23 protein-coding genes and 1 riboswitch are annotated in these 23,983 nt (G+C 39.2%); of the genes, 11 read left to right on the top strand and 12 right to left on the bottom strand.

What is annotated here, in order from left to right:
• Positions 1–5: 5 nt before the first annotated feature.
• Complete coding sequence (locus MMB69_RS17880) at positions 6–1,601, bottom strand: APC family permease (RefSeq protein ID WP_221813061.1); 1,596 nt, start codon at positions 1,599–1,601, stop codon at positions 6–8.
• Between the two features lie 56 nt (positions 1,602–1,657).
• Positions 1,658–1,736: riboswitch (ZMP/ZTP riboswitch) on the bottom strand.
• Positions 1,737–2,121: 385 nt separating this feature from the next.
• Here MMB69_RS17880 and MMB69_RS17875 point away from each other — a divergent pair.
• From MMB69_RS17875 to MMB69_RS17865, 3 genes are all read left to right on the top strand, one after another.
• Positions 2,122–2,721, top strand: coding sequence for a cupin domain-containing protein (locus tag MMB69_RS17875; protein WP_081085187.1), 600 nt, complete (start codon positions 2,122–2,124; stop codon positions 2,719–2,721).
• A gap of 377 nt (positions 2,722–3,098) precedes the next feature.
• Positions 3,099–3,302: a DUF3311 domain-containing protein gene (locus MMB69_RS17870; protein WP_013055514.1), complete on the top strand. Its 204-nt coding sequence runs from the start codon at positions 3,099–3,101 to the stop codon at positions 3,300–3,302.
• On the top strand, positions 3,302–4,801 hold the full coding sequence (locus tag MMB69_RS17865; RefSeq protein ID WP_221786086.1) for a sodium:solute symporter family protein: 1,500 nt from the start codon (positions 3,302–3,304) through the stop codon (positions 4,799–4,801). Before MMB69_RS17870 ends, MMB69_RS17865 begins: the two co-directional genes overlap by 1 nt.
• A 30-nt stretch (positions 4,802–4,831) precedes the next feature.
• Here the strand turns inward: MMB69_RS17865 and MMB69_RS17860 are convergent, their stop codons facing one another.
• Together MMB69_RS17860 and MMB69_RS17855 are read right to left on the bottom strand one after the other, a co-directional pair.
• Positions 4,832–6,262, bottom strand: coding sequence for an alanine/glycine:cation symporter family protein (locus MMB69_RS17860; RefSeq protein WP_277448117.1), 1,431 nt, complete (start codon positions 6,260–6,262; stop codon positions 4,832–4,834).
• A gap of 103 nt (positions 6,263–6,365) precedes the next feature.
• Entirely contained in the window at positions 6,366–7,355 is a 990-nt protein-coding gene (locus MMB69_RS17855; protein WP_221786088.1) for a glutaminase, read from the bottom strand.
• Positions 7,356–7,621: 266 nt separating this feature from the next.
• Here MMB69_RS17855 and MMB69_RS17850 point away from each other — a divergent pair, with 266 nt between their 5' ends.
• On the top strand, positions 7,622–8,872 hold the full coding sequence (locus tag MMB69_RS17850) for an ATP-binding protein (protein WP_269870626.1): 1,251 nt from the start codon (positions 7,622–7,624) through the stop codon (positions 8,870–8,872).
• Positions 8,873–8,876: 4 nt separating this feature from the next.
• On the top strand, positions 8,877–9,815 hold the full coding sequence (locus tag MMB69_RS17845) for a response regulator (protein ID WP_164797132.1): 939 nt from the start codon (positions 8,877–8,879) through the stop codon (positions 9,813–9,815).
• A gap of 39 nt (positions 9,816–9,854) precedes the next feature.
• On the opposite strand, the gene MMB69_RS17840 is transcribed toward MMB69_RS17845, so the two are convergent.
• The 8 genes from MMB69_RS17840 to MMB69_RS17805 all read right to left on the bottom strand — a co-directional run bounded on the left by MMB69_RS17840 (position 9,855) and on the right by MMB69_RS17805 (position 18,615).
• Positions 9,855–10,463: a malonate decarboxylase holo-ACP synthase gene (locus tag MMB69_RS17840; protein WP_269870472.1), complete on the bottom strand. Its 609-nt coding sequence runs from the start codon at positions 10,461–10,463 to the stop codon at positions 9,855–9,857.
• The gene (gene mdcD / locus MMB69_RS17835; RefSeq protein WP_269870471.1) at positions 10,451–12,151 is read right to left on the bottom strand and encodes a biotin-independent malonate decarboxylase subunit beta; all 1,701 of its coding nucleotides are present in this window, start codon (positions 12,149–12,151) and stop codon (positions 10,451–10,453) included. Before mdcD ends, MMB69_RS17840 begins: the two co-directional genes overlap by 13 nt.
• On the bottom strand, positions 12,138–12,440 hold the full coding sequence (locus MMB69_RS17830) for a malonate decarboxylase subunit delta (protein ID WP_269870470.1): 303 nt from the start codon (positions 12,438–12,440) through the stop codon (positions 12,138–12,140). The genes mdcD and MMB69_RS17830 overlap by 14 nt, the downstream gene beginning before the upstream one ends.
• Positions 12,441–12,463: 23 nt before the next feature.
• Positions 12,464–13,321: a triphosphoribosyl-dephospho-CoA synthase gene (locus tag MMB69_RS17825; RefSeq protein WP_269870469.1), complete on the bottom strand. Its 858-nt coding sequence runs from the start codon at positions 13,319–13,321 to the stop codon at positions 12,464–12,466.
• 5 nt (positions 13,322–13,326) lie between these two features.
• Positions 13,327–14,979, bottom strand: a complete 1,653-nt coding sequence (mdcA, locus tag MMB69_RS17820; protein WP_269870468.1) for a malonate decarboxylase subunit alpha — start codon at positions 14,977–14,979, stop codon at positions 13,327–13,329.
• Between the two features lie 37 nt (positions 14,980–15,016).
• Positions 15,017–15,943, bottom strand: coding sequence for a malonate decarboxylase subunit epsilon (gene mdcH / locus MMB69_RS17815; protein ID WP_221786095.1), 927 nt, complete (start codon positions 15,941–15,943; stop codon positions 15,017–15,019).
• A 458-nt stretch (positions 15,944–16,401) separates the two neighbouring features.
• On the bottom strand, positions 16,402–17,358 hold the full coding sequence (locus MMB69_RS17810) for an LLM class oxidoreductase (protein WP_221786096.1): 957 nt from the start codon (positions 17,356–17,358) through the stop codon (positions 16,402–16,404).
• 57 nt (positions 17,359–17,415) lie between these two features.
• A complete protein-coding gene (locus tag MMB69_RS17805; RefSeq protein WP_014461498.1) occupies positions 17,416–18,615 on the bottom strand; it encodes an MFS transporter in 1,200 nt (399 codons plus the stop codon).
• A 329-nt stretch (positions 18,616–18,944) separates the two neighbouring features.
• On the opposite strand from MMB69_RS17805, the gene MMB69_RS17800 reads away from it, so the two are divergent.
• The 6 genes from MMB69_RS17800 to budA all read left to right on the top strand — a co-directional run bounded on the left by MMB69_RS17800 (position 18,945) and on the right by budA (position 23,446).
• Positions 18,945–19,313, top strand: a complete 369-nt coding sequence (locus MMB69_RS17800) for a winged helix-turn-helix transcriptional regulator (RefSeq protein ID WP_013055500.1) — start codon at positions 18,945–18,947, stop codon at positions 19,311–19,313.
• Between the two features lie 84 nt (positions 19,314–19,397).
• Positions 19,398–19,577 (top strand): hypothetical protein, encoded by a 180-nt coding sequence (locus MMB69_RS17795; protein ID WP_013055499.1) that lies wholly within the window; start codon positions 19,398–19,400, stop codon positions 19,575–19,577.
• A complete protein-coding gene (locus tag MMB69_RS17790) occupies positions 19,577–19,774 on the top strand; it encodes a YwbE family protein (protein ID WP_013055498.1) in 198 nt (65 codons plus the stop codon). The genes MMB69_RS17795 and MMB69_RS17790 overlap by 1 nt, the downstream gene beginning before the upstream one ends.
• An 871-nt stretch (positions 19,775–20,645) precedes the next feature.
• On the top strand, positions 20,646–20,810 hold the full coding sequence (locus MMB69_RS17785; protein WP_081731992.1) for an aspartyl-phosphate phosphatase Spo0E family protein: 165 nt from the start codon (positions 20,646–20,648) through the stop codon (positions 20,808–20,810).
• Positions 20,811–21,036: 226 nt separating this feature from the next.
• Positions 21,037–22,716, top strand: coding sequence for an acetolactate synthase AlsS (alsS, locus tag MMB69_RS17780; protein ID WP_416234866.1), 1,680 nt, complete (start codon positions 21,037–21,039; stop codon positions 22,714–22,716).
• Positions 22,717–22,732: 16 nt separating this feature from the next.
• On the top strand, positions 22,733–23,446 hold the full coding sequence (budA, locus tag MMB69_RS17775) for an acetolactate decarboxylase (RefSeq protein ID WP_221786098.1): 714 nt from the start codon (positions 22,733–22,735) through the stop codon (positions 23,444–23,446).
• A gap of 111 nt (positions 23,447–23,557) precedes the next feature.
• Here the strand turns inward: budA and MMB69_RS17770 are convergent, their stop codons facing one another.
• The gene (locus MMB69_RS17770) at positions 23,558–23,980 is read right to left on the bottom strand and encodes an NUDIX hydrolase (RefSeq protein WP_264408893.1); all 423 of its coding nucleotides are present in this window, start codon (positions 23,978–23,980) and stop codon (positions 23,558–23,560) included.
• Positions 23,981–23,983: the final 3 nt, after the last annotated feature.

Below are 23,983 nucleotides of genomic sequence, written 5' to 3'. Positions count from 1 at the left end.
TTTTTTTATTTAGATTTAAAATTTTCTTGATTGATTTGTTCAGCTTCTTTCATATATCGATTAGATTTGCCACTTTTAATTCCCCAGTAATAAAAAGCTAATGATACGCAAGCAATCACTAGCATATCCCATCCGAAAGGCAAAATATTTTTGCCTCCGAATTTTTCGCTTCCTATGTAGGAAATAAAAATCATGCACGCTAAATAGATAAGCATCCAAGCCCCGGTTAAAAATTCTTTTTTAAAGCCCACCCATTTATTTTTCGCTTGGTAATAAAAATAAACAGGCAGGCCAATTGCCATAATAAAGATCACTTCACCTGTAAGTGGCCACCTTGCCCAGTAAAGCGTCAAGGAAGCAAAAACGAAGCCGCATGGCGCAATAATTGATGCCCCTTTTAAATAAAATGGACGGTAAAAATGTGAACCCGTTTTTCTTAATGTTATCAGTGCTACAGGGCCCATAATATAAGAGATAAGCGTCGCTACTGAGATCACTTCTGCTAAGACACCCCATCCTCTAAATAAAAAGAGAAACAAAAAGCAAGCTGCTAAATTTAGCCACATAGCTGGGCGCGGGACATTGTAAAGTGGATGAAGCGTACCAAAGATCTTTGGCAAATATCCATTTTGCTGCATCCCGTATAACATTCTAGAAGTAGTTGCCGTATATGTAGCACCTGTGCCGGAAGGAGAAACAAATGCATCTGCGTATAACACAATTGTTAGCCAGTTAATTCCAAGCGCAATCGCTAAATCAGCAAAAGGAGAATTAAAATTCAAATGATTCCATCCATCAGCAATTGATGACGGACTTACTGCTCCGATAAAAACAATTTGCAATATAATGTATACAATTCCTGCAATAAAAATTGAACCAATTACAGCTATTGGAATCGATTTATTAGGTGATTTTGCTTCTCCTGCCATATTTACAGGACTTTGAAACCCATTAAATGCAAACACAATACCTGATGTTGCCACTGCCGTTAAAACACTGGCCCATCCGTAAGGTGCTACCCCATGCTCACTTGAAAAGTTTCCACTATGAAAACCAGCAAAAAATAAAGCCCCTGCCGTTAAACCAGGAATAATTAATTTAACAATCGTAATAAATGAGTTTGCTTTAGCAAAGAGATTTACCGTCCAATAGTTCACAAAAAAGTAAATGAATAATAACAGAGACGCAACTGCCAACCCCTTGGACGTTAAAATGCCATTGTCTACTAATTCATGAGTCCAGCGAGCCCATTTCCATGGCCAAGTACTCATATATTGTACAGATGCAATAGCCTCCACTGTTATCGTTGAAGCGATTGAAATCCAGTTAGCCCAAGCAGCCAAAAATCCAATAAATGATCCGTGTGAATACTGAGGATATTTAACCATCCCCCCTGCTTGTGGAAACATCGCACCCAGTTCAGCGTACGATAGGGCAATGGTCAAAATAACTACCATTCCAATCACCCATGAAAAAATAGCCGCGGGTCCTGCAATTTGAGCTGCTTTCCATGCTCCAAACAGCCATCCTGAACCGATAATCGAACCTATGCCTGTCATGGTTAAAGCAAATGTTCCCATCTTCCTTTGCATATTGCTCATCCAAATCTACTCCTCTTCCCTAGGAAAATAAAAAAAACACTTGCGAAATTTTCTCAAGTGTTTGCCCAGGCGCGCGGCTTATACGCTATATGCTCCCCCATGGTCATCCATGTTGCGCCAGTCACATATAGGAATATATTTTTTATCAGTATATAACATTCATTTCTATTACTCAATACACAAAAACGTTTACATTACTTTTATAAAGATAATAAATTATTCGTAAAATTCAGAATAAACCTTATAAAAATCTCTTTTTAATTACAAAAAGAACTAAAATCCTAACCTTTCTTGTTGTTTGATTCTTTTACTTCACGAGCAGATTACCTTCTAAAAGTTATACTAATATATAATATTCATTTACAGAATAAGAATTAACATCTATATATCCATAGAATTCTTGCACTGGACCCTTTACTTATATACAATATGAAGAAAAGATACTAAAGTGAATTGCCCACCTCTTAGCTACGCTTGAAGTGGGAGACTTCTTTTAGGAAAACGTTAAAACCTACATATCATGCACTTCGCAACAAATGAAGTACTTCGAGCAAACTTCTCTGTTTACGCAAGCAAAAAACAGGGAAAATTACGAAAAAAGATTGTTAGAGGGATGCTTATGAATTATGCAAATGTAAAAGTTCTTTATTTTGATGACGACGGAACCATTCCAAATCACCCTCGTCTTCCAGTTTTGTTGTATGAACACGTATTTATTAGTAAGAAAGAGAAAGTGGAGAGCATTTTTAATTCTCACAACTGGAAAAACAGCTGGGTAGGCGGCATACATGATTTTCACCATTACCACAGCAATTCCCATGAAGCACTAGGTGTAATTAGCGGATCTGCACGTTTAAAACTAGGTGGACATATGGGGGAAAATATCGTGGTGCATGCTGGCGATGTGCTCGTACTTCCTGCAGGAACAGGGCATATGCGTCTGCAGTCAACTGCTGATTTTAAAGTGGTTGGAGCTTATCCAGAGGGCATGGATTACAATTTACGAACAGGAAAACAAACTGATCGCCCTCACGTATTTGATGAAATTGCACAAGTACCTATTCCTACAACAGATCCTGTTTATGGCGACAAAGGACCATTGACAGAGTGGTGGAACTAGACAAGCACTTATTGTCTAGTTTTTTTATTTGCTCTGTTTTATTCTTTCCATGAATCTCTATTTGAACATATAAATTCTTTTCTTATGATGCAATAGCAATATACTTTATCTCAGCGAAATAACAAAAACTTCCCGGTCAAAACTAAATTTCTTCTTTTCCGTTCTCTTTTTGCTTCAAGAGCAACTTCGCTTAGATTATTCCCCTTTTTTTCTTTCATAATTATTTCAAATATACTCTCATCATAAGCTCTTTTTTGTTTTTCTAAAAAAATTTCCATAGATTATAACGAAATTTTCAAAAAACTTATTGCTTTACCATGTCAGACTTGCTATCATAGTGAACATTGTTAGATAAATTTTTAGTAGGAGGAGTAAAATTGAACAGAAAATTCATAATTTTTATTTTATTCATCATTCCATTTATTGCTCAATTCGCTTTTTTACCTTTTGTAAATAACATTCATCCAATTATTTTTGGATTACCTCTTTTGCATTTATGGTTATTTTTATGGGTCTTCTTAACGCCTGTGTGTACATTTATCATTTATCGTTTACAAAAATCTTGGGGGGACATTGAATAATGCAAGGAAATTTAACGGCACTTTTAATCACATCAGCAATTGTTCTTGTTGTTATCGCAATTGGCTTTATAGCGGGACGTGACAAATCATCTAGAAGCTCAGTTGAAGAGTGGGCTGTAGGTGGAAGACGTTTTGGAAGCCTGCTCGTCTGGCTTTTGGTAGGAGCAGATTTATATACTGCTTATACTTTTCTAGGTCTTACAAGTACAGCTTATCAGGGAGGAAGCATCGCATTTTTTGCCATTCCTTACTCTGTTTTGGCCTTTTTAATTTCATACTTTTTTCTTCCAAAGCTTTGGACTGTTGCTAAAAAGCATAAACTTACTACGCTTGCTGATTATGCCAGAGAACGTTTTAGCAGTAAATTTCTCTCCTCTTTAATTGCTATAGTAGGTGTATTGATGCTCATTCCATATATTGATCTTCAGCTTAGCGGTATTCAAGATACTCTTCGCGTTGCAGGAACTGGCTACATTAACGTAAAAGCTGTCGTTATTCTTTCATTCTTTCTTGTGGCTCTTTATACCTTTTTCAGCGGAATTAAAGGTCCCACATATACGGCAATTATTAAAGATATTTTAGTATGGGCGATTATGTTATTTATGGTTGTTTCTCTGCCAATTATGCATTTTGGAAGCTGGGGCAACATGATCGACAATGTTGCAAAGGATGCGCCTCAGCTATTAACGGTCCCAACACAAGGACCTAAAGGCATTCCATGGTTTATTACAGCATCACTCGTATCTGCTTTAGCTTTATTCATGTGGGCCCACGCCGCTACAGGTGTTTTCACTGCTAAAAGTGCAGATTCGCTTCGTAAAAATGCTATTTTCTTACCGCTTTACAATATTGTTTTAATTCTAGTCATCTTCTTAGGATTTATTGCTTATCAAGTATTGCCTCAAGATACAACGGATCCTAGATTAGCATTATTAACCTTAATTCAATATTCATATGGCGGCATTGGCCAAGGGTTAGCTTATGCAACGATTGCTCTTGCTTCATTAATTCCATGTTCTATCATGGCTATCGGAGCGTCTAACTTATTTGCAAATAATATATTCAGAGATTTAATTAATCCAAATGTACAGGGTAAAACATTAACAATGGTTACTCGTTCTATGGTTTTCGTTGTTATTGGACTGGCACTTTTATTCGGTTTATTATTCCCTCAAGCACTTGTTTCCCTACAGTTACTAGGGGTATCCGGTATGGTACAAATCTTCCCGGCTATCGTTATCAGCCTGTTTTGGAGAAATCAATCGAAAGAAAGTACGATTGCTGGATTAATAGTAGGGCTGGTTGTAACGTTTACCGTCCATGCCACAGGAAATTCATTTGGTCTTTATGAAGGGTTCTGGGGATTGTTATCTAACTTACTGGTAGTTGTTATTTTAAATCCAATCTTTTCGGCAAAAACGAAAGCAGCAGCTAACGGCGTGAAAGAAACATTGTTTTCTAAAGGCACTCCGCAAACTGAATTAAAGAAAAACGCATAAAAAAAGTTCAGCCAATTGGCTGAACTTTTTTTAGATAATATTCTCTTTTTCAGAAGGGGGTGGAGTAGATTCTCTTTCCCAACATTCGATATTTTGATTGTTCTCTAACGCATCTCTATAAAAGACTGGATTTTTCCCTTCCTTTTTCTGCTCAGTATAGTCATGCAAGGCGGAAAATGCCACTTTCGATAATAAAAAAATAGCAATCAAGTTCACGACTACCATCATCCCCATAAATAGGTCTGCCAAATTCCATACAAGCTGAAGCTGAGCGACTGATCCAAAAATAACCATCGCTAAAACACCTACACGATAAGACCAAAGCCACACCTTATTTGAATTTAAAAATTCAATATTCGTTTCTCCATAATAATAATTCCCAATTAACGTACTAAAAGCAAATAGAAATACCATGATAGCTAAAAACCCTGATGCCCAAGAGCCGATATGGGTACTAAGAGAAGCCTGCGTTAATTCAATGCCGCTTAGTCCCTGCTTATAGGCGGGGGATAAGAGAACGATAAATGCTGTGCTTGTACAAATTACGAGTGTATCTGTCAAGACACCAAATGCTTGGATAAGACCTTGTTTAACTGGATGACTCGTTACCGCAGTTGCCGCGGCGTTGGGAGCACTTCCCATTCCTGCTTCATTTGAAAACAGTCCGCGCTTTACTCCGTTGATTAACGTTGCACCAATTGATCCCCCAAGCGCCTGTTCAAACCCAAATGCATTTTTCACAATTAGAGATAGAACCGCAGGCATTTGATCAATATTTTTAAAGATAATGAACAGAGCCATTCCAATGTATAAAACGGCTAATACGACCACGATGTATTCCGATATCTTGGCGATGCGTTTGATCCCGCCAAAAATAATTACCGCAAATATAACCGTCATAATAATTCCAACCAACAAGCGGCTCGTTCCAAAAGAGTTCTCAAATGCGAGCGTAATCGTGTTAGACTGCACAGCGTTAAACACCAGGCCAAATGATAGTGTAATGAGTACAGCAAATAGACCACCCATCCACCTTTTATTTAACCCTTTTTCCATATAATAAGCGGGTCCTCCTCGAAACCCGTTTGATCCTTTTACTTTATAAATTTGAGCGAGTGTACTTTCTACAAAACTTGATACTGAACCGATAATGGCAATAATCCACATCCAAAATACAGCACCCGGGCCACCAAGTGCAATAGCAATCGCTATCCCGGTAATATTTCCCGTTCCTACCCGAGCTGCCATGCTTATGCAAAAAGCTTGAAACGGGGAGATCCCCCCATCTTTAGCCGCTCTTCCTTCTTTCAAAACAAGTACCATTTCTTTCAACATGCGAAACTGCAAAAAACGAGAGCGAACCGTAAAATAAAGACCAATTGATACAAGTAAAATAATCAATAAATTCGACCAAAAAAAATCATTGACGACGCTAATCACACTTTCGACTGCTTGTTGCATGCCTATCACCTCATTAAAAAATTTGGTAGAACAAATGCAAAACATGAAAGTTTTTTCTCTTGGTGTTTATATTATTGAAGCGAATGAAGAGTACGTAAATAGACTAAAAAATACTCAAATCCCATTCTTTTGCGATTTTTTTTAGCAGCGTAACGCCTTTTACGCTATTCCCGTACTCATCAATAGCTGGACTGTATATTCCGATACCGCATCCGCCTGGAAATGGAGACTGTTTTTTCGTATTAGGTGGCACCAATGACATGATTCCTCCCGATACACCGCTTTTAGCTGGCATACCAACAAATGCGGCAAACTTTCCTGAAGCATTATACATACCGCATGTAAGCATGAGTGCTTTTGTTAATTTAGCTACTTCTTTTGGAATTACTTGTTTTTGAAACACTGGATGGTATCCGTCTAATGACAGAATTAATCCAATCAGCGCAATATCTTCAGTCGTTACTTCAATTGAGCACTGCGTTAAGTAAACCTCTAGAACTTCTTCTACTTCTCCTTGCAAGTAGTTCGTTTCTTTTAAATAGTAGGCAAGCGCACGATTTCGATGAGACGTTTGCCATTCTGATTCAAAGACCGTTTCATTAATGAGTGGTGTTTTACCGGTAAGCATCGTTATCACATCAAACAAATAGTTTAATTTTTCTTTTGCCGTCTCCCCAGATAAAAGAGATGAAACCGTTAAAGCACCGGCGTTAATCATAGGATTGAACGGCTTTCCTGGTTTATGCATTTCCAGTCTTATAATAGAATTAAATGCATCTCCAGTTGGCTCTACATCCACTCTCTCTAGCACATAAGGAATGCCGCAGCATAAGCAGGCTGCTATAAAGCTAATAACTTTAGAAATGCTTTGAAGAGTGAATACCGCTTCATAATCTCCAGATTGGATAACTGTTCCGTCAGCACCAATCAAACAAATACCTAATTGAGACGAGTCCATATCTTTCAGCGCCGGAATGTAATCAGCCGTTTTTCCTTCTGACGAAAATTCTTTTATTTGTTGCACCCACTCATGTAACCGGTCTTTTGCAGTGAGCTGTAAGTAAGACATTTCCTGTTCAATTTCTCTTTTCATTAAAATCACCTCATCACTTAATTAACTTTTTATTTTAAAGCGCTTTCATAAAGTGCGATTTCATTTTCATTTTTAATGTACAATGCAACCTACGAGAGCATACAAAAACCTACAAAACTTTTTAAAATTATATTTTGATCTTTGGCACTCTTCTCCATTGTGCTGAACGCTGTCACAATGTATACTAATTCACGAATCACTTCAGGAGGTGAAATTATCTGAATTTTAAATCTTTCATTCGAAAAGATCCGTACATTTTATTGCTCATGCTCATTACTGTCCCGCTGGCGGGAGAGTTAAAATTTTATCCGTTAAATGAAACATTTCGAATTACATTTGGAGCTCCTACATTTTTCTTTTTTCTGCTGCTTTTAAAACGGAAAACCGTTTTAGCCGGGGGCTTGTTTACCGCTTTAAGCGTTGTTCTCTTTCGCATCATTCTCGATTATATTATGCTCGATCATTTTCAATTTGCGGCTTCTGCACATACGCATTACCCTACGTTTTTCTTCTACTTTACGTATGCACTTTTATTTTTTGTATTTAAGGTAAGCCGCATGAACTATAGTGCTATTGTAATTGGATTGATTGGACTCATCATTGAAATTGCTGCTGATGTAGTGGAACTAACTGCGCAGTATATAGTGTTGCACACAACAATCCATGTCGATTCATTATCTGACATGGCCGTTATTGCTTTTGCTCACAGCTTCATTGTACTTAGCTTTTTTAATATGATGACGATTTATGAATCACAGTCACGAGAACGTCAAATTCGCAAGCAAAATGAGCACATGCTAATGCTTATCACAAGCCTTTATGAAGAAACCGTTCATTTAAAAAAGACCCTTCATAATACAGAAGCGATTACAAAAGCTTCGTACGATTTATACCGTATATTAAATCAGCAGGAAAAAGATCATTCTGTGCTAAACCAAACGCTCAGTAAAAAAGCGCTTCGGATTGCCGGGGATATTCACGAAGTAAAAAAAGACAACCAGCGTATTTTTGCGGGCTTATCTAAAACAATTTCAAATGAAAGTTTCCAAAATTATATGAAAGCAGAGGAATTAATCGAGCTGATCGTACGCATCAACAAAAAATATGCCGATTCTCTTCACAAGCAAATTACCTTTTTTTCTTCTGTAAACGGGGAACATTTCAGCTACCACGTTTATACCATTTTATCGATCATTAATAACTTGGTAGCCAACGCAGTGGAAGCGATTAAAGATGAAGGAAGGATTGTTTTATCGGTACATAGACAAGCTGAACATGTAGAATTTCATGTACAAGACAACGGTCCTGGCGTGCCTTTGAAGTACGAAAAAGCTATTTTCGAACCTGGTTTCACCTCAAAATACGATCAATTTGGAAACCCCTCTACTGGCATTGGTCTTTCTTATGTAAAAGATATTGTTCAAGAACTTGAAGGTACGATTAAAGCTACACAAGAAGACAGCGGAATGACGTTTATCATTCAAATCCCCCTTCGTAATCTAATTCAGAAAGGATGAGTTTATGCGATTTTGTATTACAGATGACGATTCAGCTATTCGTTCAACACTTAGTCAGCTGATTGAAGATGAGGATTTAGGAGAAGTTGTAGAAGAAGTCGTCGACGGAAGCTTTCTAGATGCTTCTATGTTAAATTTAAAGCAAATTGATATTTTATTTATCGATTTACTTATGCCAGGACGGGACGGAATCGAAACGATCCGTCATTTAAAAGATTCATTTAACGGAAAAATGATTATGATTTCACAGGTAGAATCCAAAGAATTGATAGGAGAGGCCTATTCATTAGGAATTGAATACTATATTACAAAACCAATCAATCGAATTGAAATTTTAACGGTTATTCGAAAAGTAATGGAACGAATCTCTCTTGAGAAATCAATCGATGATATTAAGACCTCATTGAATAGTTTAGCGACAGCTCATCACGCTCCCCCTTCAAGCCAGCCAATAACGAAACAAGCCCATCTATACGATGTAGGAAAATTCTTATTAGCCGAATTAGGTATTGTAGGAGAAAATGGGGCAAAAGATTTACTGGATATTTTACAGTTTCTATACACTTATGACCAAAGAGAAAGTGTGGAAAAACATTTTCCTTCTCTAAAAAATATTTTTGTGAATGTGGCGGAGAAAAAATTAGGAGCTCACGCGTCTTCTATTGAAATTAACCGTGAAACCAAAGCTTGTGAACAGCGAATAAGACGAGCAGTTACTCACTCACTAAACCACTTTGCTTCTATTGGATTAACAGATTTTTCAAATCCAAAGTTTGAAAATTATGCTTCTAAGTTTTTTGACTTTACAGCCGTTCGTAAAAAAATGAAAGAATTGCAGGGAGATTCTAAAATTTTGCCGATTCGCATTAACACCAAAAAGTTCATTCAAATATTCTTTTTTGAAGCAAAACGCTTGTTAAGCAAGGAAAAAAGCTGGTATTGATAGAAAAGACGGAAAAGGTGCACATACCTCTTCCGTCTTTTATACTAATTGATTCAGTTTTACTAAGGAAGGTCCATATATAGTACGCAGAAGCAGGGTCTTTTCTCCCCTTGCATATTCCACCAGAGAAAATGCTCCTTTTTCTGTTTCTACCTGTACATCTACAGAAACTGGACACTCTTTTAACTGATTAACTATCAGTTGCGCTTGTTCTACCGACAAATAAAAAGAAAGTCGGATAAGTATATCCAAATCACTAGTTGTTGTAACAACTTCGACACCACTTGCAAATTCGAATCCCACACTGCCAGTTGGTCCCCACGCAAAATCTTTTAAAATAATAGCGACTTCTTTTAAAGCACCTATGGCTGGCATGTTTCTAAAGTGGCCGTTTTGAAAAATAGAAACGAGATCTTCCGGCCTAATTCTTCGTTTAACGGCCTGCTCAGATACAAATGCTCCAAAACGCTGATTTCTTCTTTCTCCTCTTACTCCAACAGGTATCAGGCTATCTCGGTGAACAGCCCGCCTTACAACTACAAACGGAGCCTTCGCTAAAGAATGCTCCACCCAATCGGGGATGGGTGTATAACCGATAAGCTTTGCTTCCTCTTTTAACTGAAGCAAATCATGAGCTATATATTCCATTGTCTTTCCAACTCACCTCTTACTACTAAAGAAGCTTTACGCCCTTCCTTCCTTGCTTGCTCACTGTATAGCCGGCTGCTTAAATCGTACACACCTTCACGGCGTACATCTTCTACCGCTCCAGTCAAAATATCTTGAATCGTTTGAACGTCGCGATCTGTGGGCTGCTCTGCTTGAATACCGCTAACCAGCTCATATAAAGCGCCAAGTGAGGCAAATGATTCAATATCATAAGCCATGGACGGAACTTTCTTTGAAGCTTCTTCAAGTTCTTTTATACTTCTTTTAGTAATGCGCGCTGCCGACTGTTTGGACATGGCGTGAACATTCACTCCTTCGTCTTTTAAAGCCACAATTCGATTTGATTGGTATCCATGAGCCAGAAATGCTCCTGAAATTGCTTTTCCGACAATTAGCGTAATAACCGGATGACCTGCTAAGCGCGCTGCTGCATAAGCATCAGCAGCAGCACCGCAAGCATAGTGAATACCTAGAAGTTCTTCATGATAGCCATACGCTTGACTCGGTACGTCCACAATGGCGATTATAGGGCGCGGAGATTGATTTCGATCTTCTTTTATTACTTCACGAACGTGCTTGGCAATTGCCCAGCCTTCATCTAGTCCTACTTCCCCTTTTCGTGCACGTAAGAAACGATTATAAGGATTAGGTACAACCGATATATATCGGACCTTTTCTCTTCCTAGCAATGCGTCTTTATAAAGAACGGAAGGAATTTCAAAATCTGCTTCTTCATCATTTATTAAGGCGTTGATCCACACGCGACCGCGGCTGTTGGGCATGTTACCTGGAACTTCATTCAGTGAGTAAGAGACTGTTGAAGGGATAGGTTCATTTTTTGTTGCTTTATACAATTCTTGAAACTGATCAGAAGCCAGTTTTTCTGAAGGATCAACCTTACTAAGCAAATGTCTGTAAAAATCTACTTGTTTTGTTTTACTAGTTACTTTTTCTTTCTTCTGAAACGTCTCTTGAACCGCTCGTTGAATAGCAGTGACATCATCCTGTGCTAAGGCATCTGCAAACCCGGTTTCGTAGCGTTGAATACCGCCAATCGTTTTCCAGATTAAGCTTCGGTCTCTTGCGTCAAACTCTTCAACCCCTGCTTCTTGTTCGATCACTTCAGGGCCGTTAAGGCCAAACCTTGCTTCTTTTGTCATAATGAGATAACTAAAGAGTGAAGCAGTGATGGACATTCCTCCAAAGCAGCCTACATTTCCTGAAATAACTCCGACAACAGGTGTATGCTCGCGCAAAGCAACCACAGCTGAGCCAATTTCAGATATCGACAAAAGTCCATAATTCGCTTCTTGGAGCCTTACTCCTCCTGTATCGAATAGAAAAACAGGTCTAACAGGAACACCTTTTTTGTGATTATTAAGGGCTAGTTCTAAAGCTCCTGCAATTTTAGCTCCCGATACTTCACCAATGCCTCCCCCTTGAAATCTTCCTTCTATTGAAATGACAACGGCTGGCTCTCCTGCTATCAGCCCACCTGCTATAATGACACCGTCGTCGCTTTGAGGAACAATATTTTGCTTAGGTAAATGAGGCGATTCGATTCCGTCAAAAGGGCCAAGCATCTCATAGAATGTTCCTTGATCTAAGATTGCCTGCGCTCGTTCTCTTCCATTTAACTCAATAAAGCTTTGATTATTCACTCCCATTTTCACTCACCTCCAAAGCTTGTGCAAGACGCAAGGCGACTACACCAGGTGTAGCACCGAAATCATTAATTACAATTTTCGCTTGAATGGTATGAACGCTAAAGAACCTGTCTAATACGGCTTTCCAGGTTTCACTAAACCCGTCACTTCCTGTTCGTACTGATACGTGAGCATGTTCTTCATCCGAAGGAACCAATAAAATTTCTAAATCCCCTGAACCAACAACACCTACATGTGCGCGCTGAGTTAACTTTCGATCGGCTTTATATTTAAACAATAACGTTTCCATTAGCCACTCCTCCCTGCAGACGTTTACGATTCTTTAAAAAGAGATATTCGATCTAAAAATAATACAGCAGCCAGCAAATCTGCACTTCCGCCTGGAGAAGCGTTAGATGATAGAAGTATATGATCTAACGCTTCTAGCCGCTGTTTTCCCATTGATGTAGATACCCCTCCAGCTTCTAACACATTGGATGCCGCCATTTTAACCTCCTCTAACACAACCGGACCAGCACGATGCAAAATACACGTATCATCAAGGTTGGCAATTAATGTTACTAAAGTATCAATCCTTGCTGATGTTTCATGTATGCCTAGCTTGCGAGCTTTCTGTAAAGCAGGCAAGCCTATATGAATCACGTGGGGAAACCCTTGCTTCGCCTCTCCAGGTGCTCCTTTTGCGCCATACTGTTTCTTTACACGAAGTCCATTAGATGAATGCAGAGGACAAAAACGATCTGCATAACGAGCAATTTGTCCTGCAGCTTCTGTGATGGATGCAGGTGATGCTTGAACGCCGCAAACTGCTGTTGCAGAAGCAAGTAGACCTAATGCCCAAATGGCTCCTTTGTGTGTATTAACACCATTCGTAGCCGCGTACATAATTTGTTCGCCCTCGCGTCCAATTTGAGCAATTTCTTCCCTTAGCATCTGACTTGGCTGCTTTCCTTGACTGTATAATGCAATCTGTAAAAAGGTCGGTTGTAAAGCATAAGCAGAAGTTAACAGCGTCTCAATATTCATATCTTGATGAGATCCAGTTGTTGCTGCATCTACAAGCCCCGGCTTAGGTGTAAGTACCGCTTCATCAACCAAAGCGGTAACTGCCATTTTAGCTATCAGGCATGAAGAAAACACAGTTGTTTTTGGCTCTTCTTGAATACGCATATTTTTTACCAGCTCCTAAATTTAGCAGGCGGATTATATAAACCATCTGACCATTCTACTAAATCTTCTACACTTTTCGCCGCTAACAGCGAACGCTTTGCTTCCGTACGGCGAATCTGTAAATCTTCCGGAAAAGCCACTAAGCCATCTCTTCGCATTCTTTCCACTTTATTTTGGTTGTGCAGTAACCCTATAGGCGTTACACCCGCTACTGCTTCAAGCGCTGCTTTTCTTTCTTCCAAGCTTTGTGCTTTATATAAATAAGCAATTCCTTCTTCAGTCACGACATGTGTCACATCATCCCCGTAAATCATGACAGGAGCAGTGGCTAAGCCTGCTTGTTTCGCTACCTTTATCGCATCCAAAGACTCCACAAAAACAGGCTCATTTCCTGATTGAAAGGTTTCAACCATTTGAACAACTAGCTTTTTGCCTCTTGCTAGTTCGTGCTGCTCGTTTATCATATCCAGCCAAGCAGGGGTAGAATGTCGGCGGCCTCTAGGGTCATGCCCCATATTAGGCGCTCCGCCAAACCCTGACAAACGTCCAGATGTGACGGTAGAAGAATTTCCTTCTCCATCTATTTGCAAAGTTGATCCTACAAAAGCATCTACCGCATATTGACCAGCCACTTGACACATCGCACGGTTTGAGCGCAGACTGCCGTCGCGTCCTGTAAAAAACACATCTGGACGCGCTGCTGTGTATTGTTCCATTCCTACTTCTCCCCCAAAGCAGTGCACGCTCTCGATCCATCCGCTTTCAATAGCCGGAATTAACGTAGGGTGAGGATTTAGAGCCCAATGCTTGCATATTTTACCTTTCAGTCCTAACTTTTCTCCATAAGTAGGCAGCAAAAGCTCAATTGCAGCGGTATTAAAGCCAATGCCATGATTTAATGATTGTACGCTGTGGCGTTCATAGATTCCCCGAATTGTCATCATACCCATTAAAATCTGAAGCTCTGTAATATGACGAGGATCTCGCGTAAATAAAGCTTCCAATTGATAAGGCTGATCCGCCACGACGATACAATCAATCCAAGAAGCCGGAATATCAACTCGCGGAAGTTCTTCAACAAGTTCATTTACCTGCACAATAACAATTCCATCCTTAAACGCCGTTGCTTCGATAATGGTGGGTGTTTCTTCCGTATTTGCTCCTGTATATAAATTACCTTGTGCGTCCGCTTTGTCAGCAGCTACTAAGGCAATGTTCGGAATTAAATCAATGAAAAGGCGTCCGTAAAGCTCTAGATATGTATGAATTTCTCCCATTTTCAACGTCTCATCTTCAATCATTTGAGACACGCGAAGGCTTTGAGCACCGGCGTACGAAAAATCAATTTTTTCAGCAATTCCTTTTTCAAATATGTCGAGGTGTTCCGGACGTGAAATACTAGACATAATCATATGAAGGCCGTTTACTTTATCAGCGCTTACTTCATTCAGCGCCTTTGATAAAAAAGATGCTTGCTTTTGATTGTCTCCTTCAAGCACTACTTTATCTCCGGGTGATATAAGCAATTCTAACGCTTCAATAATGTGTTCATTACCCAATAACTTTCCTTTAAGAAGATGGTCTATTTTCGCAAGGCGAGCTGCTTTTTGATCTCGGCGAGTTGTCCATGATTTTGAAGTTTTTTTTGTGCCACTCATGTTCTAGCTCCTTTCTGACATTTCTAAATTGATGCGCTTACATTTTTTCTTTTTCCATTAAAATCAGCAAAGTTTTTATCGTAGATTCGCCTGCCGAAATAGCCCTTGCTTCAGGGAAGCTCTTAGCAGCCAAATCGGTTAGTACTCTTCCTGGAGCCATTTCAATATATAATCTTGTGCCCATTTCATACATAACTTCCGTCGTATCATGCCAACGAACGGGCAGGGCAACACTTGCTGCCAAGTCTTCCTTAACATCAGCAGCTTTCCATAATTTCCGAGCTTTACAATTACCTATAAAAGGAACGATTGGGTCTTTTCCTTTCACTTCAGTTATTGTTTTTCGTAATTCATTCGAAACTTCTTCCATAAGAGGACAGTGAGAAGGCACCGTTACATGAAGCATTTTAGTTTTTCTAGCCCCTTTTTTAGATGCTTTTTCAAGAACTTTCTCGATTGCTTTTAAGGTGCCAGAAATCGTTATTTGATCAGGAGCATTTAGATTCGCTACGTACACAGGAGCTGAATCAGTTGATAGTTCATGTACAATAGAGAGAAGCTGATGCTCGCGGAGTCCCATTACAACCCCCATACCATAACCATCAGGATAAGCATTCTCCATCAGTTCCCCTCTTTTTTTCACAAGAAGAAGAGCTTCTTTAAAAGATAACACTTCAGATGCAACTGCTGCTCCAAACGCCCCTATTGAATGCCCCCCTACTACGTCTGGCGAGTATCCTTTGTTTCTAAACGACCTAGCCGCAGCTACTCCTGCAATAAAAAGACATATCTGAACATTTTTATTATATTTCAATTTTTCTGACGAATCTAACGAGAATACGTCTTGATTTAATGCCTCACTTGCTTCTTCAAACGTAGTCGCTAATCCCCATTTATTTTTTATATCATGAAGCATACCAGCATATTGTGCACCTTGTCCTGGAAATAGAAATGCAACACTCATCGTGTTTCTCCTTTCGACTTTATATCATCCAAGGAGATAATGGATAATTTTATTATAAAGAACATAGGATCAATAACTCTAATACATATTTCTTATATATCCTATAACTTGAAATCTATATAAAAAGAGGTTGGGATATAACTAAATGAATTCAATCTAAAGACGAAAAAATGGGATACATGAGCTCATATCGCTCGCTTGTTCCATCACGGTTGATTTCCGTGCAAGACTTCGCTTTCCGCGAGCGTCCGGTGAGCCTCCTCGTCGCTAAACTTCTGCGGGGTCTCACCTATTCCGCTTTTCCCACAGGAGTCTTCGTCTTATCCTCCAATCAACCGCTAGAAGCAACTACATACATAAAATAAATCTACATTCATCCTATCAATAAAAAATCCGAACGAGTTAGATTCTCCATTAAGAATCTAACCCGTTCGGATCTTCAACTAAAGTACTTTTAGCTACAGGTGAGCCGGAAAATGCGGAAGCACTTCTTCGCCAAGCTCATGTATAACTTCTTCAGCCGGACGCTTACTATCAAAAAGAGCAAAAAAAAGATGATTAACTCCTATTTCTTTATAAATAGAAAGAAGCTCAACTAATGCATTGCGCCCTGCTCGAAATCCTAAACGAATTGGCGTTGGCATTTCATTTGGATCTTCTGCCAAATCTAGATGCATAGGTTGCGTAAAAGGTTTAAAAACGCCTGGATGATAGATGCCAACCAGTTCTCTCCATTCTTTAATGGCCTCTGCTTGAAAATGAGGATGACGAGGATAATACATCCAGCCGTCTCCATACTGGGCAAACCACTCCATATTTTGCTGACTGTATCCAGTAATCATCGTCGGAATACGTTTCGTTGGCTTAGGAACGACATTTGCTCCTTGAACAGAACCCAAAGTAGACTGGATAGATGGAAAATCTTGATTTAACGCTTCTTCTAAATAATGAAAAGCCTCTACAAATCGCTTTCCTCTTTCTTCATGAGAAATACCTAGTCCTCGAAAATCTGCTTGACGGTCTCCAGAAGATACGCCCATGATCAACCGCTCAGGAAAAAGCTGATCAATGGTTGCCATTTCTTTAGCTATGCGAAGCGGATGACGCAAAGGCAGCACAATAGCAGATGTACTAAGAGCAATTTCTTTTGTTTGACTGGCAAGGTAAGTCAAATAAATAAGCATATCATAAATTTGACCCGTTGCTGGATCGCCAAATGATGGATCTTGAAGAAGGACATCGCGGAACCATAAGCTTGTAAATCCATATTGTTCTGCAAGCTGCGTGAGCTCTACTTGTTTCTCCATCGTAGGCGTGGCATACTGATAATTTTCAAGCGGGATATGCAAACCTAACGTTAACTCATTCTCCTTGTACATACGGCGATACGCCTTATGATGTTGAAATGTAGTCATTTGCTTCCTCTCCTTTTATAGATAAGAGATCATCGCAAAAGGCGATGATCTCTTGTTTTATTTTGCTTTTGCTTCTATTGAGCGGCTCCATGCTGTTAATAAGACCGCTCCTAAAACCATAACTCCTCCAATCCAAGGAGTATGAACAAGACCAATTGAATCAACAATCAGGCCCCCTACAAAAGAACCAATAGCAATTCCAACGTTAAATGCAGCAATATTAAGCGCAGAGGCTACGTTCACTGCTGAAGGAACATACTTTTCAGCTAAGTTCACGACCAGCACTTGCAGTCCAGGTACGTTCATAAATGCCAATAAGCCCATGGCAAAAATCGTAATCGTTCCCGCTACTTTAAACGATGCAGTAAACGATAAAATAACTAGGATAACTGCTTGAATTAGAAACATCCAAAATAATGCTTTTAACGGGTTTTTATTCGCAGCTTTTCCTCCGATTGTATTTCCGATGGCTACCGCTACACCGTATACCAGCAGTAAGATACTAACCGCGCTTGGTGCATATCCTGTTAGTTTTTCAAGAATAGGTGCTAAATACGTATAAGCTACAAACGTTCCGCCATATCCTAAGGCAGTAATAGCAAACGATAGTAAAAGCGGCCCGTTTTTCAAAATTTTCAATTGATCACTAAACTTTGCCGGGGGCGCTTCTTTTAAGTTTTTAGGCACTAAAAGAGCACTTGCAATAATAGCAATAACCCCAAGTAACGCTACTCCCCAAAATGTTGCTCTCCAGCCGAAAGCTTGTCCGATAAATGTACCAAGCGGAACGCCTGTAACAGTTGCAACTGTTAAACCTGTAAACATTAAGGCAATGGCACTTGCTCGCTTATCTTCCGGCACCAAATCAGCAGCGATAGTCGCACCGATGGAAAAGAAAATTCCGTGTGAAAATGCAGTAATAATTCGTGCTATAAGCAGCAGCCCAAAGCTTGTTGATAAAGCTGCTACTGAGTTTCCTACGATAAAAATAACCATTAATAGCATCAACAGTGATTTTCTGCTCATTTTACTTGTTAAAGCTGTTAATACGGGAGCTCCAAATGCAACTCCCATTGCGTATCCTGAAATTAATAACCCTGCTAGTGTAATGGAAATATTTAAATCATCTGCAAGCGATGATAATAAACCTACTGGAACAAACTCTGTAGTCCCGATTCCAAAGGCGCTAATAGCTAGCGCTAATAGCGGCAAAGCACCGCTTTTTTTACTTTGTTGTGTTTGTGAAAGTGTGTTCACTTCTTAACGCCTCCTGTTCGTTATAATAACTTCTTCATAATAACTTCTCTTACGGCTGATTAGCTTAGGTACCTTTCATATATTCGCTAACTCGCCATCAACAATTGTTATTATGAGCGATGTAAAACCAAAGAAAAAGTACGCACTTTCAAGTGATATAGGTACCTGGAGGTTACAATAAGCGTAAATACTAAAGTCATGAACTATTGGGTATTCTAAAAAAATGCTTACACCTAGAAAATTTTGCTCTATAGTGATATGATAAACATCAGAAAAAGTGCGAAAACATGCATTTGACCGTTATCTCTAGAACAAGGAGAGTTGTTAACGTGAAAAAATATAATATTCCAGTGGAAGCGGCACTAGAAGTCATTGGAGGCAAGTGGAAAGTCGTTATTCTTTGCCACTTAATTAAAGGGACAAAGCGCCCTGGAGAATTAAAAAGAATTATGCCGCGCGTTACACAAAAAGTATTAACGCAGCAGCTTCGCGAACTTGAAGCAGACGGCATCATTGTTAGAAAAATGTACAACGAAATGCCGCCTCGAGTGGAATACTCTTTAACAGATTACGGATGGTCTTTAAAAAGCATTCTTGATTCATTATGCTCTTGGGGAGAACATCATATTGAAAAAACGTATCCTGATAAAGAAGCTGTACTTATGCAGCCAGTAGAAGAAGTCACTGTTTCTAATTAAAAAAAGCTGACTAGATAGTCAGCTTTTTCATTCCCTTACTTTCTTTGTTTTTTCAGACGATGTACGTATTCAGGAGGAACCCATATGACAGAACAACTTAAAAAGAAAATTAGTCTTCAAGATGCTATCAAACAGCAGCTTGCTAATAAGAAAAATCAATCTTCAAGTAAAGCTCAAAATAGCAGCACGAATCAAGCAACCAAAAAGCTGACGAGTCAACAAACAAAAAAAACGAATAATCAGCGAAAGAGAACAGGTGTATAATGAACGGACAAAATAGAAAAGACGTAGCTCCTGGAATTGAAGTCGACATTGTTTTAAAAGCAGATCAGCGTTCTGGAAAACTTACACACGGAACGGTCAAAGACATTCTGACCAATTCAAGCTTCCACCCGCACGGCATCAAAGTTCGTTTAACAGATGGACAAGTCGGACGCATAAAAGAAATTTATCCAAATTAAAAAAGCATGTATTCTACATGCTTTTTTAATTTACACTTTAAATAAATCTACTTATCATTTCCTACTTTTGTTAAAATAAAGAAGCACTGTCGTCCCCTTTCTTTCCCTTGGGAACTCACGCAAGGAAGAAAAAGGTGGTGGATAGTCTGAGACGAATCCTCAAGTCATTTTTCCTAGATGCTGAGAATGTTCAGCTCCTAACGGCTTACGTCGAGCTTTTAGGAGCCATAGTCGCTCTTATTTTGCTATTTTTCCAGTAGTAAAATAAGTAATCACCGATAAGTATCGTCTAAAAGGTTCTTCATCCATAAGGCTCATGTGCTGATTGTCTTTAGGGAATGGTGTTTGGCGGCACTTCCCTATAGTAAAAAGACAGCTTCCTTGCAGAAATGGACAAGGTGTAATCAACTACGGCCGATTATGGGTGCGGGACCTTTTTCTTTATTAGTCTATGTCTTTTTTTCCCTTCCCATACACAAAAATAAAAAAACCTCCGAGTTGGCGGTCTCGAAGGTTTTTTCTAGTGAATCGTTTTCGACAAATCCTCATCCGGGCTAACAAGGTTCAGATCTAATAAGATTATGTGATGAATTTCTTCACCTTACAAGCTAAACTTGTCAAAGCTAAGAATTCATTCGCTTGTTAAGAATAACTGAACGTGCGCTCCAGATTGTCATTTTTCCTAGTCTCAGTATATCATACTTGTTGAAAACAAGTAAAAAAAAGTGTTCGACAAAGCTTGTCAGCAGCTCTTCACCTATGTCATATTTTTCAAAACAAAAAACATTTTACAAATATGAAGGAATTTCATACTATTAGATAAAAGATAAAACATAGAAGATAGAAGTATTCTGACTTGGAGAGGATTTCAATGAAGCAACCTCAGTTAGAAAAAGAAATTCGAGCCTTACAATCAGATATTTACCAATTAGCTAAGAAAACAAGCAGCTATTCTCAGGGTGAGATTTTAAAATTAAGTCAAAAGCTAGATCAAAAAATTGTTAGTTACCAAAAGCTTTTTAACCATACCAAATAAGAGCCGCGTAGAATTTTCACTTGCTATCCCTCAAGTACCATAAACCTACAAATAAAACAGATATGTTTTATTCGCAATAGGTACATCTCTGCTTCCCTAATTAATAGGGAAGTTTTTTATTTAGAAAATTAAAACCTTCTCCTTTCCTTTGATTAGTTGTCATACAAATTGGGTACTCAATCAGTAGGCCTTAAAACCTATCTAAGAAACATAAAGGAGAGAATGCATGATGAGTAATGCTGATACTACCGAAACAAAAAAAGGCGCTGACTTACTAGTAGAAAGTTTGGCAAGTCAGAATGTGCCTTATATTTTTGGCATTCCAGGAGCCAAAATTGATGGCGTATTTGATGTTTTGAAAGAAAAAGGACCAGAAGTAATTGTTTGCCGCCATGAACAAAATGCTGCGTTTATGGCAGCTGCTATGGGAAGACTGACAGGTACGCCGGGCGTTTGCCTTGTCACATCGGGTCCAGGTGCCGCTAACTTAGCCACTGGCCTTGTCACTGCTACTTCTGAAGGTGATCCAGTGGTAGCCCTAGCAGGAGCCGTTCCAAGAGCAGATCGATTAAAAAAGACACATCAATCAATGGATAATGAAGGACTATTCAAATCTATCGCCAAATTCAGCGTTGAGGTAGAAGACGCTGCAAACGTTCCAGAAGTGATAACAGACGCCTTTCGCAAAGCTGTTTCTTCTCCTTCAGGAGCATCTTTTGTCAGCTTGCCGCAGGATGTAATGGATAGCGAAACACCAGCTTCCACTCTATCCGTTTTAAAAGCTCCTACGATTGGGACTGCTAATTTAGACGCTGTTGCCCAAGCTATACACACTATTCGCACAGCAAAACTACCTGTCTTGCTTTTAGGTATGAGAGCAAGTAGATCTAAAGCAGTGGAATCAATCCGTCAGCTTATAGCAGAACATGACCTTCCTGTGGTGGAAACGTTCCAAGGTGCGGGAGCTGTTTCACGAGAGCTTGAAACTCACTTTTTTGGGCGAGTAGGCCTTTTTCGCAATCAGCCTGGAGACGTGTTATTGAAGCATGCTGACGTCGTCTTAACAATCGGATATGACCCAGTTGAATACCCTCCTTCTCTTTGGAACTCAGAAAGTCAAAGAAGCATTATTCATTTAGATGATTTACAAGCACAAGCTGACCACCATTATCAGCCGGAAATTGAGTTAGTAGGGGATATTCCAAGCACAATTGACATATTAGCGGATAAACTCCCACATTTAATACGTTCAAAAGAAAGTGCTTCTTTTTTAAAAACGCTAAAAAGCAAACTTGAACAACCTGACGATCAGTACGAGTTTTCTAATGACACTCACCTTCATCCCCTACAATTAATTGAAGCTCTGCAGAACTTTGTTGAAGATGATACTACCATCACATGTGACGTTGGTTCGCATTACATATGGATGGCTCGTTATTTTCGTTCCTATGAACCTCAGCATTTACTATTCAGCAACGGCATGCAGACACTAGGTGTTGCTTTGCCTTGGGCTATTTCAGCTGCACTCGTTCGCCCCCATAAAAAAGTTCTGTCCATGTCTGGAGACGGCGGGTTTTTATTTTCAGCTATGGAGCTCGAGACAGCCGTTCGGTTAAACTTACCAATTGTTCACATTATCTGGAACGATCAAACCTACGATATGGTTGGCTTTCAACAGCAGATTAAATATGGCCGAAAATCTGCAGTAGAGTTTGGCAGTGTAGACTTTGTTACGCTTGCTGAAAGTTTTGGTGCCAAAGGATTTAGAGTTAACTCACCAGAAGAATTTTCGGACACTCTAGCAAGCGCTTTTCGTGAACAGGGCCCCGTTATCATCGATGTTCCTGTAGATTATAAAGATAATGAAAAATTAAATACACAGCTACTGCCAGATCAAATTAACTGAAAGGACTGAGTAAAGAATGAGCAATAAAGAAAAATTAACGATTCACCAAACTTCCACTATGATCGCTTTATTAGACGGAGTATTTGACGGTGTTGTCACATACAAGGATTTAGCTAAGAAAGGGGATTTCGGCATTGGTACCTTTAATCAATTGGATGGTGAAATGATTGCCTTTGACGGAGAATTTTATCATATTGCTGATGGTAAAGCTGCACCTATTAGTGAAGATGCAAAAACACCTTTTGCCATTATGACAACCTTTTATGAAGATATCTCTTATCGTGTAAAAAAGGAAATGAATCGTGAACAACTAGAAACCTTAATGAATGAGCTTATTCCTAGCCCGAATTTATTCTATGCAGTTCGCATTGACGGCAAGTTTAAAGAAGTAAAAACTCGCACGGTTGCAAAGCAAGAAAAGCCCTATCCTTCTATGGTAGATGCGGCTGCTGATCAGCCTACATTTACATCTTCAGATGTAAATGGAACACTAGCAGGTTTTTACACGCCAGAATATTCTTCAGGCATCGGTGTTCCCGGCTACCACCTGCACTTTATTGATGAAGATAAAAAAGAAGGGGGGCATGTTTTAGATGTCTCCGTTCAGGATGTTACAATTCAAATCTGCAAAAAAACGAAATTAAATCTCAATTTATCGGAAACAAGTGAATTTTTAAGTGCTAATTTAGAAGACCATGATGTAGAAGAAGAAATTGCCACGGCTGAATAAACAACCATACTTTTACTGATAAAAAAACGCTCATCGTCACGCATGACGATGAGCGTTTTTTATTTAATCGCGTTCAGGCTTCATTTCTAGCACAACATAGAAACCTTCCGCCTATACGTAAAAGGAGCCCGTGTCTTTTAAAACATAGAAAAATGGTGTTTCAGTCTCTTTTAGACATCTAGCCATTCGATCCTTAAAGTTATCTAATTTAATTATATTTTTTGCTTCTTCTAACGTAAAATATCCCACATCCTGTGTTTCATTGGAGACAGAAATTTTTCCGCTAATCGCTTTTCCCTTTAATAAAATAACAGTAGTAGATCGTTTAACATCTTGTTCTACTCCTAGAAAGTTGGTCACTTCAATAACAATTCCAGATTCTTCTTTAACTTCTCGTATCCCCGCATCTTTTATTGATTCACCTGCTTCAACAAAACCGCCTGGAAATTCCCATCCCCGTCTATGGTTCTTGACTAGAAGCACGTGATGATCTTGATTTACCACCATAACTGCTACAGCTAATTTTTGATTCAACTT

Origin of the sequence: Priestia sp. P5 (genome assembly GCF_029522155.1) — a bacterium.
Lineage (GTDB): Bacteria > Bacillota > Bacilli > Bacillales > Bacillaceae_H > Priestia > Priestia megaterium_E.
This window is presented reverse-complemented; position numbering and strand designations above follow the sequence as displayed.

Coding starts and splice junctions, on each gene's coding strand:
- MMB69_RS17880 (WP_221813061.1), bottom strand. CDS start 1,601: ATGAGCAATATGCAAAGGAAGATGGGAACATTTGCTTTAACCATGACA.
- MMB69_RS17875 (WP_081085187.1), top strand. CDS start 2,122: ATGCACTTCGCAACAAATGAAGTACTTCGAGCAAACTTCTCTGTTTAC.
- MMB69_RS17865 (WP_221786086.1), top strand. CDS start 3,302: ATGCAAGGAAATTTAACGGCACTTTTAATCACATCAGCAATTGTTCTT.
- MMB69_RS17860 (WP_277448117.1), bottom strand. CDS start 6,262: ATGCAACAAGCAGTCGAAAGTGTGATTAGCGTCGTCAATGATTTTTTT.
- MMB69_RS17855 (WP_221786088.1), bottom strand. CDS start 7,355: ATGAAAAGAGAAATTGAACAGGAAATGTCTTACTTACAGCTCACTGCA.
- MMB69_RS17850 (WP_269870626.1), top strand. CDS start 7,622: ATGCTCATTACTGTCCCGCTGGCGGGAGAGTTAAAATTTTATCCGTTA.
- MMB69_RS17845 (WP_164797132.1), top strand. CDS start 8,877: ATGCGATTTTGTATTACAGATGACGATTCAGCTATTCGTTCAACACTT.
- MMB69_RS17840 (WP_269870472.1), bottom strand. CDS start 10,463: ATGGAATATATAGCTCATGATTTGCTTCAGTTAAAAGAGGAAGCAAAG.
- mdcD (WP_269870471.1), bottom strand. CDS start 12,151: ATGGGAGTGAATAATCAAAGCTTTATTGAGTTAAATGGAAGAGAACGA.
- MMB69_RS17830 (WP_269870470.1), bottom strand. CDS start 12,440: ATGGAAACGTTATTGTTTAAATATAAAGCCGATCGAAAGTTAACTCAG.
- MMB69_RS17825 (WP_269870469.1), bottom strand. CDS start 13,321: ATGCGTATTCAAGAAGAGCCAAAAACAACTGTGTTTTCTTCATGCCTG.
- mdcA (WP_269870468.1), bottom strand. CDS start 14,979: ATGAGTGGCACAAAAAAAACTTCAAAATCATGGACAACTCGCCGAGAT.
- mdcH (WP_221786095.1), bottom strand. CDS start 15,943: ATGAGTGTTGCATTTCTATTTCCAGGACAAGGTGCACAATATGCTGGT.
- MMB69_RS17810 (WP_221786096.1), bottom strand. CDS start 17,358: ATGACTACATTTCAACATCATAAGGCGTATCGCCGTATGTACAAGGAG.
- MMB69_RS17795 (WP_013055499.1), top strand. CDS start 19,398: ATGACAGAACAACTTAAAAAGAAAATTAGTCTTCAAGATGCTATCAAA.
- MMB69_RS17790 (WP_013055498.1), top strand. CDS start 19,577: ATGAACGGACAAAATAGAAAAGACGTAGCTCCTGGAATTGAAGTCGAC.
- MMB69_RS17785 (WP_081731992.1), top strand. CDS start 20,646: ATGAAGCAACCTCAGTTAGAAAAAGAAATTCGAGCCTTACAATCAGAT.
- alsS (WP_416234866.1), top strand. CDS start 21,037: ATGATGAGTAATGCTGATACTACCGAAACAAAAAAAGGCGCTGACTTA.
- budA (WP_221786098.1), top strand. CDS start 22,733: ATGAGCAATAAAGAAAAATTAACGATTCACCAAACTTCCACTATGATC.